Raw genomic sequence first — 13,704 nt, 5'->3', positions numbered from 1 at the left:
CGGCCACGGGGAGGGGAGCGTGCCGTCGTGATCTTCAGAGCGGTCCGGGACGGGCGTCCCTATCCGGAGCACAATCTGACGCTCAAGCAGTGGGCGGAGATCCCGCCGCGACCACTGCGCCTGGATCAGATGATCACCACCAAGCGCGAGTTGGCGCTGGACAAACTCCTCGCCGAGGATTCCACCTTCTACGGTGACCTCTTCCCGCACGTCGTGCAGTGGAACGGCGGGCTCTACCTGGAGGACGGGCTGCACCGGGCGCTGCGGGCAGCCCTCCAGCAGCGAAACCAGATCCACGCGCGGGTGCTGGTGCTCTCCGAGCCGATCGAGTGACGAGCCCTTCTTTCGCCCGCTGAACCTTCGTTAGGGTGACGTCCATGACCGCTGCGCTGGACCTGCTCGACCTGGACCCGTCGCTCACCGAGGAGGAGCGGCAGATCCGCGACGTCGTCCGCCAGCTCGTCGACGACCGGGTGCGACCCCACGTCGCCGACTGGTACGAGGACGGCCGGGTGCCCGCCCGGGAGCTGGCCCGCGAGTTCGGCAAGCTCGGTCTGCTCGGCATGCACCTCACCGGCTACGGCTGCGCAGGCGCCTCCGCTGTCGCCTACGGGCTGGCCTGCCAGGAGCTGGAAGCCGGCGACTCCGGCCTCCGGTCCCTGGTCTCCGTGCAGGGATCGCTCGCCATGTACGCCATCTGGCGCTACGGCAGCGAGGAGCAGAAGCAACGCTGGCTACCGTCGATGGCCACCGGTGAGGCGATCGGTTGCTTCGGCCTGACCGAGCCGGACCACGGCTCAGACCCCGCCTCGATGGCCACCCGGGCCCGCCGCGACGGCGACGACTGGGTGCTCACCGGCGGGAAAATGTGGATCACCAACGCCCCGATCGCGGACGTCGCGGTGATCTGGGCGCGCACCGACGACGGCGTACGGGGCTTCGCCGTACCGATGGACACGCCCGGCGTCACGGCCCGGGAGATCCGTCGCAAGATGTCGCTGCGCGCGTCGGTGACCGGCGAGATCGTGCTCGACGACGTCCGGCTCCCGGCCGACGCCCAACTGCCCGAGGCGGTCGGGCTCAAGGCGCCGCTGAGCTGCCTCACCGAAGCCCGCTACGGCATCGTCTGGGGCGCGGTCGGCGCGGCCCGCGACTGCCTGGAAACCACACTGACGTACGCGACCACCCGCACCCAGTTCGGTCGCCCGCTGGCCGGCTTCCAGCTCACCCAGGCGAAGCTCGCCGACATGGCCGTCGAGTTGGTGAAGGGGCAGCTGCTCGCGCTGCACCTGGGCCGGCTCGCCGACGCCCAGCGGCTGCGGCCCGAGCAGGTAAGCGTGGGCAAACTGAACAACGTGCGGGAGGCGCTGGCCATCGCCCGGCAGTGCCGCACCATTCTCGGCGCCAACGGTGTCTCAGGCGAGTACCCGGTGATGCGGCACGCCAACAACCTGGAGAGCGTGCTGACCTACGAGGGCACCTCCGAAATCCACCAACTGGTCATCGGGCAGCGGCTCACCGGGCTCTCCGCATTCGCCTGACCTGCTCGTTTGTCGCTTCCTGGCGCTCGCCGCGCGGCTGTCGTATCGGGGCCGTACCGTCATTGACAGACGACGTGTCTGACGAGGACGGTGAGCGTGATGGCCCGCGACGCTGGCAGCAACGAGCCCACGAGGGAGTTCCCCGGTTACCCGACCGGTGACGATCTCAAGGCGCGGTCGACCGCGACACCCGAGTGGGCCGCGGATACGCCCGGCGACCCCGTCGGGCCTGCGGGTCCCGGTGGGCCTACCGGTCCCGGTGGCCCTACCGGTCCCGGTGGCCCTGGCGGCCCCGGTGGGCCCGGTGGTCCGACGGGCGGTGGCGATGGCCCCGCCGGTGGTGGTGGCCCCGGTGGTGGTGGCGGTGGGGCAGCGCGAGGTCTGCTCCTGCTGCTCGGCGCCGCGGCGCTGGCCGTGGTCGTGCTACTCGGCATTCAGGCGACGGGCATCCTGCCGGAGTTCCGCAACCCGTTCGCCAAGGAGCAGACCGACCGCAGTCAGCCACCGCTGCTGAAGTCGATCCAGGACCTCAGCCGCTACGTGGCCGCCGAAGGCAACTTCCAGGTCGTTGTCGACACGCAGAACGACAGGCGCAACGTTCCGGACTTCCTGCTCAACGAGCGCACCCTGTTCGTCGGCGCCGGCAGCGTCGAGGCGTACGTCGATTTCACCAAGATCGCTGAGGGTGCCGTCGTCCAGTCCGCCGACGGCAAGTCCGTCGAGATCAAGCTGCCCGCGCCGCAGCTCGGCGAGACCAACCTCGACATGGAGAAGAGCTACGTCTTCGCCGAGGAGCGCGGTCTGCTCAACCGACTCGGTGACCTGGTGGGCAACGACCCCAACCGGCAGCAGCAGGTCTACCAGCTCGCCGAGGACCGGATCACCGCCGCCGCCCGGGACAGCGGGCTCTCCGCCCGAGCCGAGGAGAACACCCGCAAGATGCTGGAGGGGCTGCTCCGCTCCCTCGGGTACCAGCAGATCACCGTCACCTACATAGCCCCCTGACCTACCCCACCCCCTGGTACGCCGAAGCGCCCGCCCCGACTTCCGTCGGAGCGGGCGCTTCCGTCTCTGCCCGGCGCGCCGTTGCCCAAGATCCGCGCAACTTCCGGGATGTTGGTCCCTCCAGCGCCCCTGAGGCAGCAACTTCCCCGAAGTTGCCGCCCCGGGGTGAGGCGTGACCCGGGGGGAGGGCGGGTCAGTGGCCGGTGGAGGCCAGGTAGCGGTCCTCGTTCGGCATCAGCACCCACAGGATCAGGTAGACGATCACCTGCGTGCCGGGCAGCAGCAGCGACAGCAGGAACAGCAGCCGGACCATTCCGGCCGACATGCCGAACCGCCGTCCGAGGCCGGCGCAGACACCGGCGATCATGCGCCCCTCGCGGGGCCGGACCAGTTTGCGACTCATCGTCGTACTCCCACTCTGCGGCGGTGCGCCGCGTCTGCAATCCACGGTAGAAAGGGATGACCACCTCGCCCTCGGTCCCGAGGATGAGCGGCGACCCGTGGACCCGTAGGTGCTTTACCCGGGCAGCACCCCGCTGACGCCTCCCCGAACCGCCCGGCCGCGCGGGTGGGGGACGGTGGTCGGGTGTTCACGTCCCGGACCGGATGGGCGGTGAGCTGGGCGGGTAGGCTGGCTGATCGGCCTTCCACACCCCGGAGGGCCGGCACCCCATACCCCGGACGGTCACGAGCGGGGCCGCCAGACCGGTGGTCACGACCCGGCCGGGTCCCGTACGCCGGGACGACGGCGAGGAAGCGCAGCCATGATCAGTGTTTTCGACCTCTTCAGCGTCGGTATCGGGCCGTCCAGCTCGCACACGGTGGGGCCGATGCAGGCCGCGCGTACGTTCGTTGGCGGGCTCAAGGCCGACGGGTTGCTCACGGACACGGCGCGGGTGCAGGCCGAGTTGTTCGGTTCGCTGGGTGCCACCGGGCATGGCCACGGCAGCGGTCCGGCGGTGCTGCTGGGGTTGGCCGGTGAGTCGCCGGAGACTGTCGACACGGACACCGTCGGTCCTCGGGTCGAGCGGATCCGGGTCGAGCGGCGGCTCAACATCCTGGACGCGCACGAGATCGACTTCGATCCGGATCGGGACCTGACGCTGCACCGCCGCAGGTCGTTGCCGTACCACCCGAACGGGATGACCTTCGTGGCGTACGACGGGGCCGGTGCCGAGTTGCGCAGCCGCACCTACTACTCAGTCGGTGGCGGTTTCGTGGTGGACGAGGCGGCGGCCGGCGCGGACCGGATCAAGCCGGACAGCACAGTCGTGCGGTACCCGTTCCTGACCGGGGCGCAACTGCTCGACGTCACGACCCGCACCGGGCTGTCGATCAGCGAGGTGATGCTGGCCAACGAGCGGTCCTGGCGCAGTGAGGCGGACATCCGGGCCGGTCTGCTGGAGATCTGGCGGGTGATGCAGGAGTGCGTGCAGCGTGGCTGCGAGCGGGACGGCGTACTCCCTGGGGGGTTGAAGGTTCGGCGGCGCGCGGCGGAGCTGCGGCGTGGCCTGGAGGCGGAGGCCGGGTCGGCCGACCCGCTGCACGTGATGGACTGGGTGACGTTGTTCGCGCTCGCTGTCAACGAGGAGAACGCGGCGGGCGGCCGGGTGGTCACCGCGCCGACAAACGGCGCGGCCGGGATCATTCCGGCGGTGCTGCACTACTACACCCGGTTCGTGCCGGGCGCCGATGACGAGGGCGTGGTGCGGTTCCTGCTGACGGCGGGCGCGATCGGTGTGCTGTTCAAGGAGAACGCGTCGATCTCGGGCGCCGAGGTGGGCTGCCAGGGTGAGGTCGGTTCGGCGTGCTCGATGGCGGCGGCGGGGTTGGCCGAGGCGCTCGGTGGCACCCCGGAGCAGGTGGAGAACGCCGCCGAGATCGGGATGGAGCACAACCTCGGGTTGACCTGTGACCCGGTGGGTGGCCTGGTGCAGATCCCCTGCATCGAGCGCAACGCGGTGGCTAGCATCAAGGCGATCACGGCCGCCCGGCTGGCGCTGCGCGGCGACGGGGTGCACAAGGTGTCGCTGGACAAGGTCATCAAGACCATGCGGGAGACGGGCGCCGACATGAAGGTCAAGTACAAGGAGACGGCGCGTGGCGGTCTGGCCGTCAACGTGATCGAGTGCTGAGTCCGGTCGATTCGGGGCAATCGTTCACCGACTGCTAACCTGTCGTCCGTTTCAGGAGGCGGGAGGCTCGCGGTGACCGCTGGCGTCGCGGCGTTGTGGTCGCACCGCAACTCGCTGCGCATCCTGGTCCGGCGGGATCTGGCGGTCAAGTACCAGCAGTCGGTGCTGGGCTACTTCTGGTCGTTGATCGAGCCGCTCGGCATGGGCGCCATCTACTGGTTCGTCTTCGGGGTGCTCTACTCCCGGGACACCGGTCGGCACCTCGGTGAGGCGGCCGGGTCGTACCCGTTGTTCCTGATCACCGGCATCTTCGCCTGGATGTGGACCAGTTCGGCGCTGAGCGAGGCGACGAATGCGCTGACCGGCCAGTCCCGGCTGATCACCACGATGAACGTGCCGCGGCAGGTCTTCCCGATCGGCCGGGTCACCGGCCGGTTCGCCGAGTACGCGGCGGGCCTGCCGATCCTGATCGCCATCGCGGTGATCTACGCGGTGCACGGTCGGATCCACCCCGGCTGGTCGCTGCTCTCCCTGCCGCTGGCGGTGACCGTCCAGGCCGTCCTGTTGACCGGGCTCGCCCTGCTGCTGTCCGCGTGGAACGTGCTGATGCGCGACGTGGAACGGTTGATGCGGCTGATCATCCGGGTGCTCTTCTACGCCACGCCGATCATCTACCCGCTCAGCCTGGTCCGGGAGTCCGGCCTACCCGGCTGGCTGAAGGTGGTCTACGAGCTGAACCCGCTGGTCGGGATCTTCCAGTTGCACCACGCGATCTGGTATCCGGACGAGTTCCCGGACGCCCGGCTGCTCGCCACCACGATCGTCGGCAGTCTGCTGGTGCTGGCCGCCGGTTGGTGGTCGTTCCGCCGGTTGGAGCCCGCCGTGCTCAAGGAGCTCTGACGTGGCCGCGCCGATCATCGAGGCGGAGGGCCTGGGCATCCGGTTCGTCCGCAACCGTCGCCGTCAGCTGCGGCTGCGCGAGTTGTTCATCCACCGGGGTGGCCGTGGCGCGCTGCCCGGCCAGTTCTGGCCGCTGCGGGACGTGTCGTTCACCGTCCAGGCCGGCGAGACGGTCGGGGTGATCGGTCGCAACGGCACCGGCAAGAGCACCCTGCTGCGGCTGATCGCCGGGGTGCTCATTCCGGATGAGGGCGGCATCCGGGTGCACGGCGCGGTGGCGCCGTTGCTGGAGTTGTCCGCCGGTTTCTCCAACGACCTGACCGGGCGGGAGAACCTGCACCTGGTCGGTGGGCTGCACGGACTGTCGACGAGCTACCTGAAGCGGCACTTCGACGACATCGTCGAGTTCGCCGGTGAGCAGGTGGAACGGGCCATCGACACGTCGGTGCGGCACTACTCGTCGGGGATGAAGGTGCGGCTGGGCTTCGCGATCATCTCGCACCTGCCGCACCCGATCCTGCTGATGGACGAGGTGACCGCGGTCGGGGACGCGGAGTTCCGCAAGAAGTGTTACGCGACGATTGATCGTCTGCTCGGGGAGGGGCGCACGCTGGTGCTGGTGTCACACAACGAAAAGGACCTGACCCGGTTCTGCCGTCGGGGGTTGTACCTCGACGCGGGCCGGTTGACGCTCGACGGCACCATCGCCGAGGCGCTCGACGCGTACCACGCCGCGGTCCCGCGGTGACGCTCGCGATCGTGCTCGCCGCCGGGAGGCCCGCGGCGGGCCTGACCACGGCCACCGGCGAGCCACTGGCCGACCGCCTGGCCGCCCAGTTGCGCCAGGCCGGGGCAAACGAGGTGCGCTTCGCCGCCAACCTCGACGAGCTGACCGACCTGGTCGCCACCGCGACCGCGCCCGTGCTGATCACCGGCACGGACCTGGTCGCGCACACCGCCGTACTGCGGCACCTGGCCACCAGCCCGGTGGGGCCCACTGTGGCGTTGGTGCTCGGCGACCCGCCGGTGCCCGGTCGGACCGCCGTGCGGGAGGAACGCGGCCAGGTGGTCGACGCCGGCGCGTTGGACGCCCTTGACGGGGACGCCACAGGCGTGTTCGGCGGCGCGCTGCGGGTCGGCGTGGACGACCTGCCGACCCTCGCGGCCGCCGCCCGGGCCGCCGCGTCCGGGCTGCTCCCCGTCGCCGCCCCGATCGGCCCGGCCGGCGACGTGGCGCCGCTGCCGGCGACCGGCGGGGCCGGGTCCGGGGGGTCGGTCGCGGCCGGTGGCCCCGGGTCCGCCGTGGACCGGCTCTTCGCGGGCCTCGCGGCGCTCGGCACCCTGATCTTCGCTCAGCGGGTACGCCTGCTCGTCGCCCACCGGGTCGAGGACCAGGCCGGGCTGACCGCTGCCGAGGCGGCGGTGACAGCTGTCGACGAGGACCGGGCCGAGCTGCGGCTGTCGGTGAAGGAGAAGGACGACTTCTTCTCCACCTACTTCGTCAGCACCTGGTCGCCGCTCGTGGTCCGGCTCTCGGCCCGGCTCCGGCTCACCCCGACCGGGGTGACGGTGATCTCGGTGCTCTTCGCGTTGGGCGCGGCGGTGCTGTTCGGGGCCGGTGGGCGACGGGCGCTGGTCGCTGGCGCGGTGCTGCTCTACCTCGGCTTCGTGCTGGACTGCGTGGACGGCCAGCTGGCCCGCTACACCCGGCACTTCAGCGCCTGGGGCGGCTGGCTGGACACGATGGCGGACCGGGCCAAGGAGTACCTGGTCTACGCCGGGCTGGGCTTCGGGGTGAGCCACGCCGGGCTGGGCAACGGGTGGGCGCTCGCGATCGCCGCGATGACCTTGCAGACCGTCCGGCACATGACCGACACCTGGTACGGGGTGCTGCACGACGAGGCGGCCCGTCGGCCGCGTACGGCGACGAGCGCCAGCGGCGGGATCGGTGACCGGCTCAACGCGGCGTCGACGCGGGTGCAGGCGGACACCGGGTCGGTGTCGTACTGGCTGAAGCGGACAGTGGTCTTCCCGATCGGTGAGCGGTGGGCGCTGATCGCGGTGACAGTGGCGCTGTTCAACCCGCTGGTCAGCCTGATCGCCGTGCTGGTCTGGGGGGTGCTGGCGTTCGCGTACACCGGGGCTCTGCGGACGCTGCGGGCCCGCTGGATGTGGGTGCCGGTGCTGGACACTGTCGACGCCACCCTGCACCGCGACGACGGGCCGTTGGCCCGCTGGTTGCCGGTGGTCCGCCCGATGGGGCCGCTGACCCTGGCAGTGATCGCCGCGCTCGGCCCGGCGGTGCTACTGGTCGGGGCGTTGCTGAGTGACACGCCCGAGGGGCTGCGCTGGGCGCTGCCGGTGGCGCTGCTGGTGCTGCTCGTCGCCGGGCTGGGCGCGGGAGCGGCACACAACGGTCCGCTGGACTGGCTGGTGCCCGCCGCGTTGCGGGCCGCCGAGTACCTGTTCGCCATCGCGGTCGGGGTGGTCGGCGGGGCACCCGGCTGGCTGATCTTCGGGTATGTCTTCGTGCTCACCGTGCACCACTACGACCTGACCGCCCGGCTGGAGAAGCGGCAGGTGGCACCGCCTCTGCACGCGGCGACGCTGGGTTGGGACGGCCGCTCGGTGCTGTTGGCCCTCGCGGCGATCGCCGGAATTGCGGGTATCGGACTGGCTACACTCGGTGCGTACCTTCTCGTGGTTTTCGTGGTGAGCGCCGTCCTGGCCTGGTTCGTGCGACCGGCCCGTAGCGCGCGGGCGTCGGTGGCGCCGGCGGGCGCTGGAGGTGCCGTGCCGCGCTGACGGAGGGACGGCCGGATGACCCTGATCAGCTTCGTGGTGCCGGCCTTCCGGGTGCAGGGATACCTGCGGGAATGCCTGGACTCCATCCTCGGTCAGCCGGAGACCGACATCGAGGTGATCGCCGTCGACGACTGCTCGCCGGACGCCAGCGGCGACATCATCGACGAGTACGCGGCCCGCGACCAGCGGGTCCGTTCGGTCCGGCTGGCGGAGAACGTCGGTCTCGGTCCGGCCCGGAACATCGGGCTGGACCGGGCCGTCGGCGAGTACGTGTGGTTCCTCGACGGTGACGACTGGCTGGCTCCGGAGTGCCTGACCGAGGTCGCCGAGCGGTTGCGGGTCACCCGCCCGGACGTCCTGCTCGTCGACCACGTCCGCGCCCACTGGAACGACACCGCGACCCGCAGCGCGATGGCCGAGGTGTTTCCGGAGGCACCGGGCCCGGGCACGTTTCGGTTGCGGGACCGGCCGCGGGCGATGCATCTGCTGCACACCGCGTGGAACCGACTGGTCCGGCGGGAGTTCCTCGTCGACCTGGGGTTGCGCTTCGCGCCCGGCTGGTACGAGGACGTCTCGTTCAGCTACCCGGTGCTGATGGCCGCGCACCGGATCGGCGTACTGGACCGGGTCTGTGTCAACTACCGCCAACGCCGTGCCGGCGCGATCACCCGGACCCGGGGTGACCGGCACTTCGAGGTCTTTCCGCAGTGGCACCGGGTCTTCCACCTGATGGATTCGTGGGGGCCGGCGACGGAGGCCCTGCGGCCGGCGGTCTTCGAACGGATGATCTGGCACTACCTGACCGTGCTCGGCAACGGTCAGCGGATCGCGCCGGAGCTGCGGGAGGCGTTCTTCGCGCAGATCACCGCCGACTACGAGCGTTGGCTGCCGCCCGGCGGCTATCCGGTGCCGGACGGGGTCGAGGGGATCAAGCACAAGCTCGTCGCGTCCGGCCGGTGGCGCACCTTCAGCGCGTTGCGGGCCGCCAGCCGGGCACGCGACGCCGCCCGCCGGCGGGCCCGCACCGCTCGGCGCACTGTCGGCCCGGTCGCCCGGCGCGGTGCCCGGCTGACCCGCGACGGGCTGCTGCGCGAGTACTACCGGGCCGAGTTGCGGCGGCCGGTCGACCCGACGCTCGCGGTGTACGCCGCGTACTGGTACCGGGGATACTCCTGCAACCCGGCGGCCATCTACGAGGTCGCCCGCCGGTTGGCGCCGGAGGTGCGCGGGGTGTGGGTGGTGCGCCGGGACCGGGTGGACGCCGTGCCGACCGGGGTGGAGTACGTGGTGGCCGGCACGCCGGCGTACTACCGGGTGCTCGCCCGCGCCCGGTGGCTGGTCAACAACGTCAACTTTCCGGACTTCGTCCGCAAGCGACCGGAACAGGTGCACGTGCAGACCCACCACGGCACGCCGGTCAAGGTGATGGGGCTGGATCAGCAGCGCCACCCGATCGGCGCGGGCCGGATGGACTTCGCCGGGCTGTTGCGCCGGGTGGACCGCTGGGACTACAGCGTCAGCGCCAACAGCTTCTCCACCCAGATGTGGGACCGGGCGTACCCGGCCACGTACACCACCCTGGAGGTGGGGTACCCGCGCAACGACCGCCTGGTCACCGCCGGCCCGGACGAGGTGCGCCGACTCCGCGCGGAGTTCGGCCTCGACCCCGACGAGCATGTCGTCCTGTACGCCCCGACGCACCGCGAGCACCTGCCCGGTTACCGGCCGCCGTTCGACCCGGACCGGTTCGTCCAGGCGCTGGGCGATTCGGGCCGGTTGCTGATGCGCAGCCACTACTTCCACGACCGTGATCGACGTCCCGGCCAGCCGAAGGACTGGGAGCGGGTTCGCGACGTCAGCGGCCACCAGCGGGTGGAGGACCTCTACCTGGTGGCGGACGTGTTGGTCACCGACTACTCGTCGGCCATGTTCGACTACGCGGTGCTGGACCGGCCGATCGTGCTCTACACCCCGGACTGGGAGGCGTACCAGCTGGCCCGGGGGGTCTACTTCGACGTGACGGCCGAACCGCCGGGGTCGGTGGCGTCCACTTTCGCCGATCTGCTCGACCTGTTCCGTACCGACGCGGTGCGCTCGGACGCGGCGGAGAAGGCCCGCGAGCATTTCCGGGCCCGGTTCTGCACGATGGACGACGGGCGGGCGGCGGAGCGGGTGGTGCGCCGGGTGTTCCTCGGAGAGCCGGGCGAGCCGTCAACGCGCTGTTGATCGGACTTCTGTCGTTTAATAGCAGCGTCATCGACCGAACATGAGACGTTTACCCGATGTCACAAACCCATGATCCTGGTCACAGTCTTGTGGGGTTCGGCCGACGCGCTGAGGGGGAAGACGGTGAGCACCGTCACGCTCAAGGATGTGACCAAGGTTTTCCGGGATGGCACGATTGCCGTCGACAGCATCAATCTCGATGTCAACGACGGCGAGTTCATGGTGCTGCTTGGGCCGTCCGGGTGCGGCAAGTCGACGGTGCTGCGAATGATCGCCGGGTTGGAGGACCCGACCACCGGCGCGGTCATGCTCGACGGGGAGTTGGCGAACGACCTCCCCCCACGGGACCGCAAGATCGCCATGGTCTTCCAGGACTTCGCGCTCTACCCGCACATGACAGTCGGCGACAACATCGCTTTTCCGCTGCGGCTGGCCGGGATCGAGCCCGAGCCGAGGGGTGAGCGGGTCAGTGACGTGGCGAGCGCGCTGGGCATCGGCGACGTGCTGGCCCGCAAGCCGGGTCAGCTCTCCGGCGGGCAACGGCAGCGGGTCGCGATGGGCCGGGCGATCGTCCGCCGGCCCGGCCTGTTCCTGATGGACGAGCCGTTGTCCAACCTGGACAGCGGTCTCCGGGCCGAGCTGCGGGCGGAGATCTCGGGCCTGACCCGGGAGCTGGGCGTCACCACCGTCTACGTCACGCACGACCAGGCCGAGGCGCTCACCATGGCCGACCGGGTGGCCATCATGCGCCGCGGCGTGCTCCAGGACGTGGGCACACCAACCCAGGTGTACGGCCGACCGGCGACGCTCTACGTGGCAGCGTTCCTGGGCAGCCCACGGATGAACCTGCTGGAGGCGTCGGTCTACGTCCACCTCGACCGGTACGTCACGCTCAACCTCGGTGACCAGTCGCTCTACCTGCCCTGGAACGACATCCGCAGTCGGGCGGTGGCGCACTACCACGGTGAGCGGATCGTGGTCGGCATGCGGGCCGAGGCGCTCACCCCGGTCGCACCGGACAGCCCCGGCGACGTGCTGCGCGGGCGGATCCGCTACCTGGAGCACCACGGGCACGAGTCGTTGGCGTTCCTCGACATCGGCGCGACCGCGATCGTGGTCGACGAGATGGGCGCACCGCTCGAACCGCCGCCGGTCGGCCAGCGCGGCCTGCGCCGGTTCGGCTCGGTGATGCAGCGGCTCACCGGCAAGCCGGTGGAGGCGCAGGAGCCGCCGGCCAGCGGCGTCCAGACCAGCGTGCTCCCCGATCCGGGCCGGCACCACCGACGCCCGGCGGAGCTGGCGGTGCGGCTGGCGCCGTACCCGGCGGTCAGCGCCGGTCACCCGCTCGCCGTCTCGGTGCGGATGGACGCGCTGCATTTCTTCGACGAGCGCGGCGACCGGATCGACGTGGGTTGGCGCTGACGACGCGCCGGAGCGGGGTGGCGGGCTCGCCACCCCGTGTCCTACCGTCTGCCCACCCAGTCCACTGTGAAAGTCCACCGAGAGGGGTGCACCCGTGTCGGGTGACCGTCCCAGCCCGCTCGTCATCGAGCGCATCCTGCGGGATCGCGAGGGCATCTGGCAGCAGATCGTGGCCGAGCGTGACCTCAACGCCCTGACCGGGCGGATGCTGACCAGTTCCGCAATCGCGTTGGCCTGCTACGGGGCGGTGCTGGGCTTCTTCCACAGTCCGCTGATGGCACTGACCTCGGCGCTGAAGCTGCCACTGCTGTTCCTGGTCACGCTGGCCATCTGCCTGCCCACGCTCTACCTGTTTAACCTGGTCTTCGGCGCCCGACTCTCGGTGCGACAGTCGTTGGCGCTGGTGATGGTGGCGATCACTGTCACCTCGATGCTCGCGGTGGCGTTCGCGCCGATCAGCCTCTTCTTTCTGATCACCGCCAACGACTACGGGTTCTTCAAGCTGCTCAACGTGGCGATCCTGACCCTGTCGGCGCTTGTCGGGTTGCGCTTCCTGACCAGCGGGATGCAGGTGCTCAACGACCACGGCCTGCTCGCGCCGGAGGCCGCCAACGCCAAGGTGGGCGAGCAGGCCGCCGCCCAGGCGCCGGTCCAGGCCGTGCCGGCCGCGGTGGCCGTCGGGGCGACGCCGGCAGCGGCAGCGGCCACCGGCCAGAGCGCCGAACCGGTCGCCGTGCCGGCCGGAGCCGCGGTGGCCGAGTCGACGCCGAACGGCGCCGTGACGACAGCGCCGGCTCCGGCCCAGGTTCCGACTCAGGGGGCCGGGCAGCCGGCCGGCGCCCCGTTCCCGCCGGGCATGCTGCCGCCCGGCTACGTGGCGCAGCGCCCGTGGGACGGCCGTACCGCCCGAGGCGGCGAGCCGGCGCAACGGCCGGCCAGCATGACGCTGCTCTACATCTGGATCCTGCTCTTCGGGTTCGTCGGCACCCAACTGGCCTGGACGCTGCGTCCGTTCTTCGGCGACCCGGGCCAGGACTTCGCGTTCTTCCGCAGCATCGACGGCAACTTCTACGCGGAGATCCTGCGCACCATCGCCAACCTCTGAGCATGCCGCCGCCGGCGAGAGTTGCTGGTTGCCGGCCTGGTTACCGATGAGTAACGTCGGGCCATGACTATCGACTCCCGCCAGGTGGCGGCCGGCATGCTGGAAGCGGTGCCGTTCGCTCGTACGCTCGGTCTCGAGTTCGTCGAGGTGGCACCCGAGGCGGAGGGCGGCGTGCGGGCAGTCGTCCGGCTGCCCGACTCGCCGGCCACCCACAACCACATCGGCGGACCGCACGCCGGCGCCATGTTCACACTCGGCGAGACGGCCTCCGGCGCGGTCGTGCTTGCCGCCTTCGGTCAGCTGCTCGACCGAGCCGTGCCGCTGGCCGTCCGGGCCGAGATCGCCTACCGGAAACTCGCCATGGGTCCGGTGCTGGCCACCGCGCGACTCGGCCGGCCGGCAGTCGAGGTGATCGAGGAGCTGGAGGCCGGTCAGCGCCCGGAATTCCCCATCGCTGTGGAAATCGCCACCGAGGACGGGAAGCCGACAGCGGCGATGACCGTGATCTGGACGCTGCGACCGAACTGAAACGCCTCAGGGCGGCGGAAACGGGTTTGCGGGCCCA

Annotated in this window: 12 protein-coding genes; 11 read left to right on the top strand and 1 reads right to left on the bottom strand. The window is 70.7% G+C overall.

What is annotated here, in order from left to right; translation table 11 throughout:
- Positions 1 to 27: 27 nt before the first annotated feature.
- The 3 genes from IW248_RS22860 to IW248_RS22850 all read left to right on the top strand — a co-directional run bounded on the left by IW248_RS22860 (position 28) and on the right by IW248_RS22850 (position 2,546).
- Positions 28 to 333, top strand: a complete 306-nt coding sequence (locus tag IW248_RS22860; RefSeq protein WP_030329612.1) for a type II toxin-antitoxin system VapB family antitoxin — start codon at positions 28 to 30, stop codon at positions 331 to 333.
- Positions 334 to 377: 44 nt separating this feature from the next.
- Positions 378 to 1,541, top strand: coding sequence for an acyl-CoA dehydrogenase family protein (locus tag IW248_RS22855; RefSeq protein ID WP_196928630.1), 1,164 nt, complete (start codon positions 378 to 380; stop codon positions 1,539 to 1,541).
- Positions 1,542 to 1,640: 99 nt separating this feature from the next.
- The gene (locus IW248_RS22850) at positions 1,641 to 2,546 is read left to right on the top strand and encodes a DUF4230 domain-containing protein (protein WP_231396405.1); all 906 of its coding nucleotides are present in this window, start codon (positions 1,641 to 1,643) and stop codon (positions 2,544 to 2,546) included.
- Between the two features lie 193 nt (positions 2,547 to 2,739).
- Here IW248_RS22850 and IW248_RS22845 read toward each other — a convergent pair whose 3' ends face one another.
- Positions 2,740 to 2,949 (bottom strand): PspC domain-containing protein, encoded by a 210-nt coding sequence (locus IW248_RS22845; RefSeq protein ID WP_030486383.1) that lies wholly within the window; start codon positions 2,947 to 2,949, stop codon positions 2,740 to 2,742.
- 361 nt (positions 2,950 to 3,310) lie between these two features.
- Between IW248_RS22845 and IW248_RS22840 the strand changes: the two genes are divergently transcribed.
- The 8 genes from IW248_RS22840 (at position 3,311) to IW248_RS22805 (ending at position 13,667) form a co-directional block, all read left to right on the top strand.
- Positions 3,311 to 4,681 (top strand): L-serine ammonia-lyase, encoded by a 1,371-nt coding sequence (locus IW248_RS22840; protein ID WP_196928629.1) that lies wholly within the window; start codon positions 3,311 to 3,313, stop codon positions 4,679 to 4,681.
- 72 nt (positions 4,682 to 4,753) lie between these two features.
- Complete coding sequence (locus IW248_RS22835) at positions 4,754 to 5,581, top strand: ABC transporter permease (RefSeq protein ID WP_196928628.1); 828 nt, start codon at positions 4,754 to 4,756, stop codon at positions 5,579 to 5,581.
- A gap of 1 nt (position 5,582) precedes the next feature.
- Entirely contained in the window at positions 5,583 to 6,329 is a 747-nt protein-coding gene (locus IW248_RS22830) for an ABC transporter ATP-binding protein (protein WP_196928627.1), read from the top strand.
- On the top strand, positions 6,326 to 8,386 hold the full coding sequence (locus tag IW248_RS22825; RefSeq protein ID WP_196928626.1) for a DUF5941 domain-containing protein: 2,061 nt from the start codon (positions 6,326 to 6,328) through the stop codon (positions 8,384 to 8,386). Before IW248_RS22830 ends, IW248_RS22825 begins: the two co-directional genes overlap by 4 nt.
- 15 nt (positions 8,387 to 8,401) lie before the next feature.
- Positions 8,402 to 10,612, top strand: a complete 2,211-nt coding sequence (locus IW248_RS22820; protein ID WP_196928625.1) for a bifunctional glycosyltransferase/CDP-glycerol:glycerophosphate glycerophosphotransferase — start codon at positions 8,402 to 8,404, stop codon at positions 10,610 to 10,612.
- Between the two features lie 123 nt (positions 10,613 to 10,735).
- Entirely contained in the window at positions 10,736 to 12,034 is a 1,299-nt protein-coding gene (locus IW248_RS22815) for an ABC transporter ATP-binding protein (protein WP_196928624.1), read from the top strand.
- A gap of 94 nt (positions 12,035 to 12,128) precedes the next feature.
- Positions 12,129 to 13,139: a hypothetical protein gene (locus IW248_RS22810; RefSeq protein WP_196928623.1), complete on the top strand. Its 1,011-nt coding sequence runs from the start codon at positions 12,129 to 12,131 to the stop codon at positions 13,137 to 13,139.
- Positions 13,140 to 13,202: 63 nt separating this feature from the next.
- A complete protein-coding gene (locus IW248_RS22805; protein ID WP_196928622.1) occupies positions 13,203 to 13,667 on the top strand; it encodes a DUF4442 domain-containing protein in 465 nt (154 codons plus the stop codon).
- Positions 13,668 to 13,704: the final 37 nt, after the last annotated feature.

The organism is Micromonospora ureilytica, assembly GCF_015751765.1.
GTDB lineage: Bacteria > Actinomycetota > Actinomycetes > Mycobacteriales > Micromonosporaceae > Micromonospora > Micromonospora ureilytica.
Note: the sequence above shows the minus strand (reverse complement) of the source record. Positions and strands in the feature narration are given on the sequence as shown.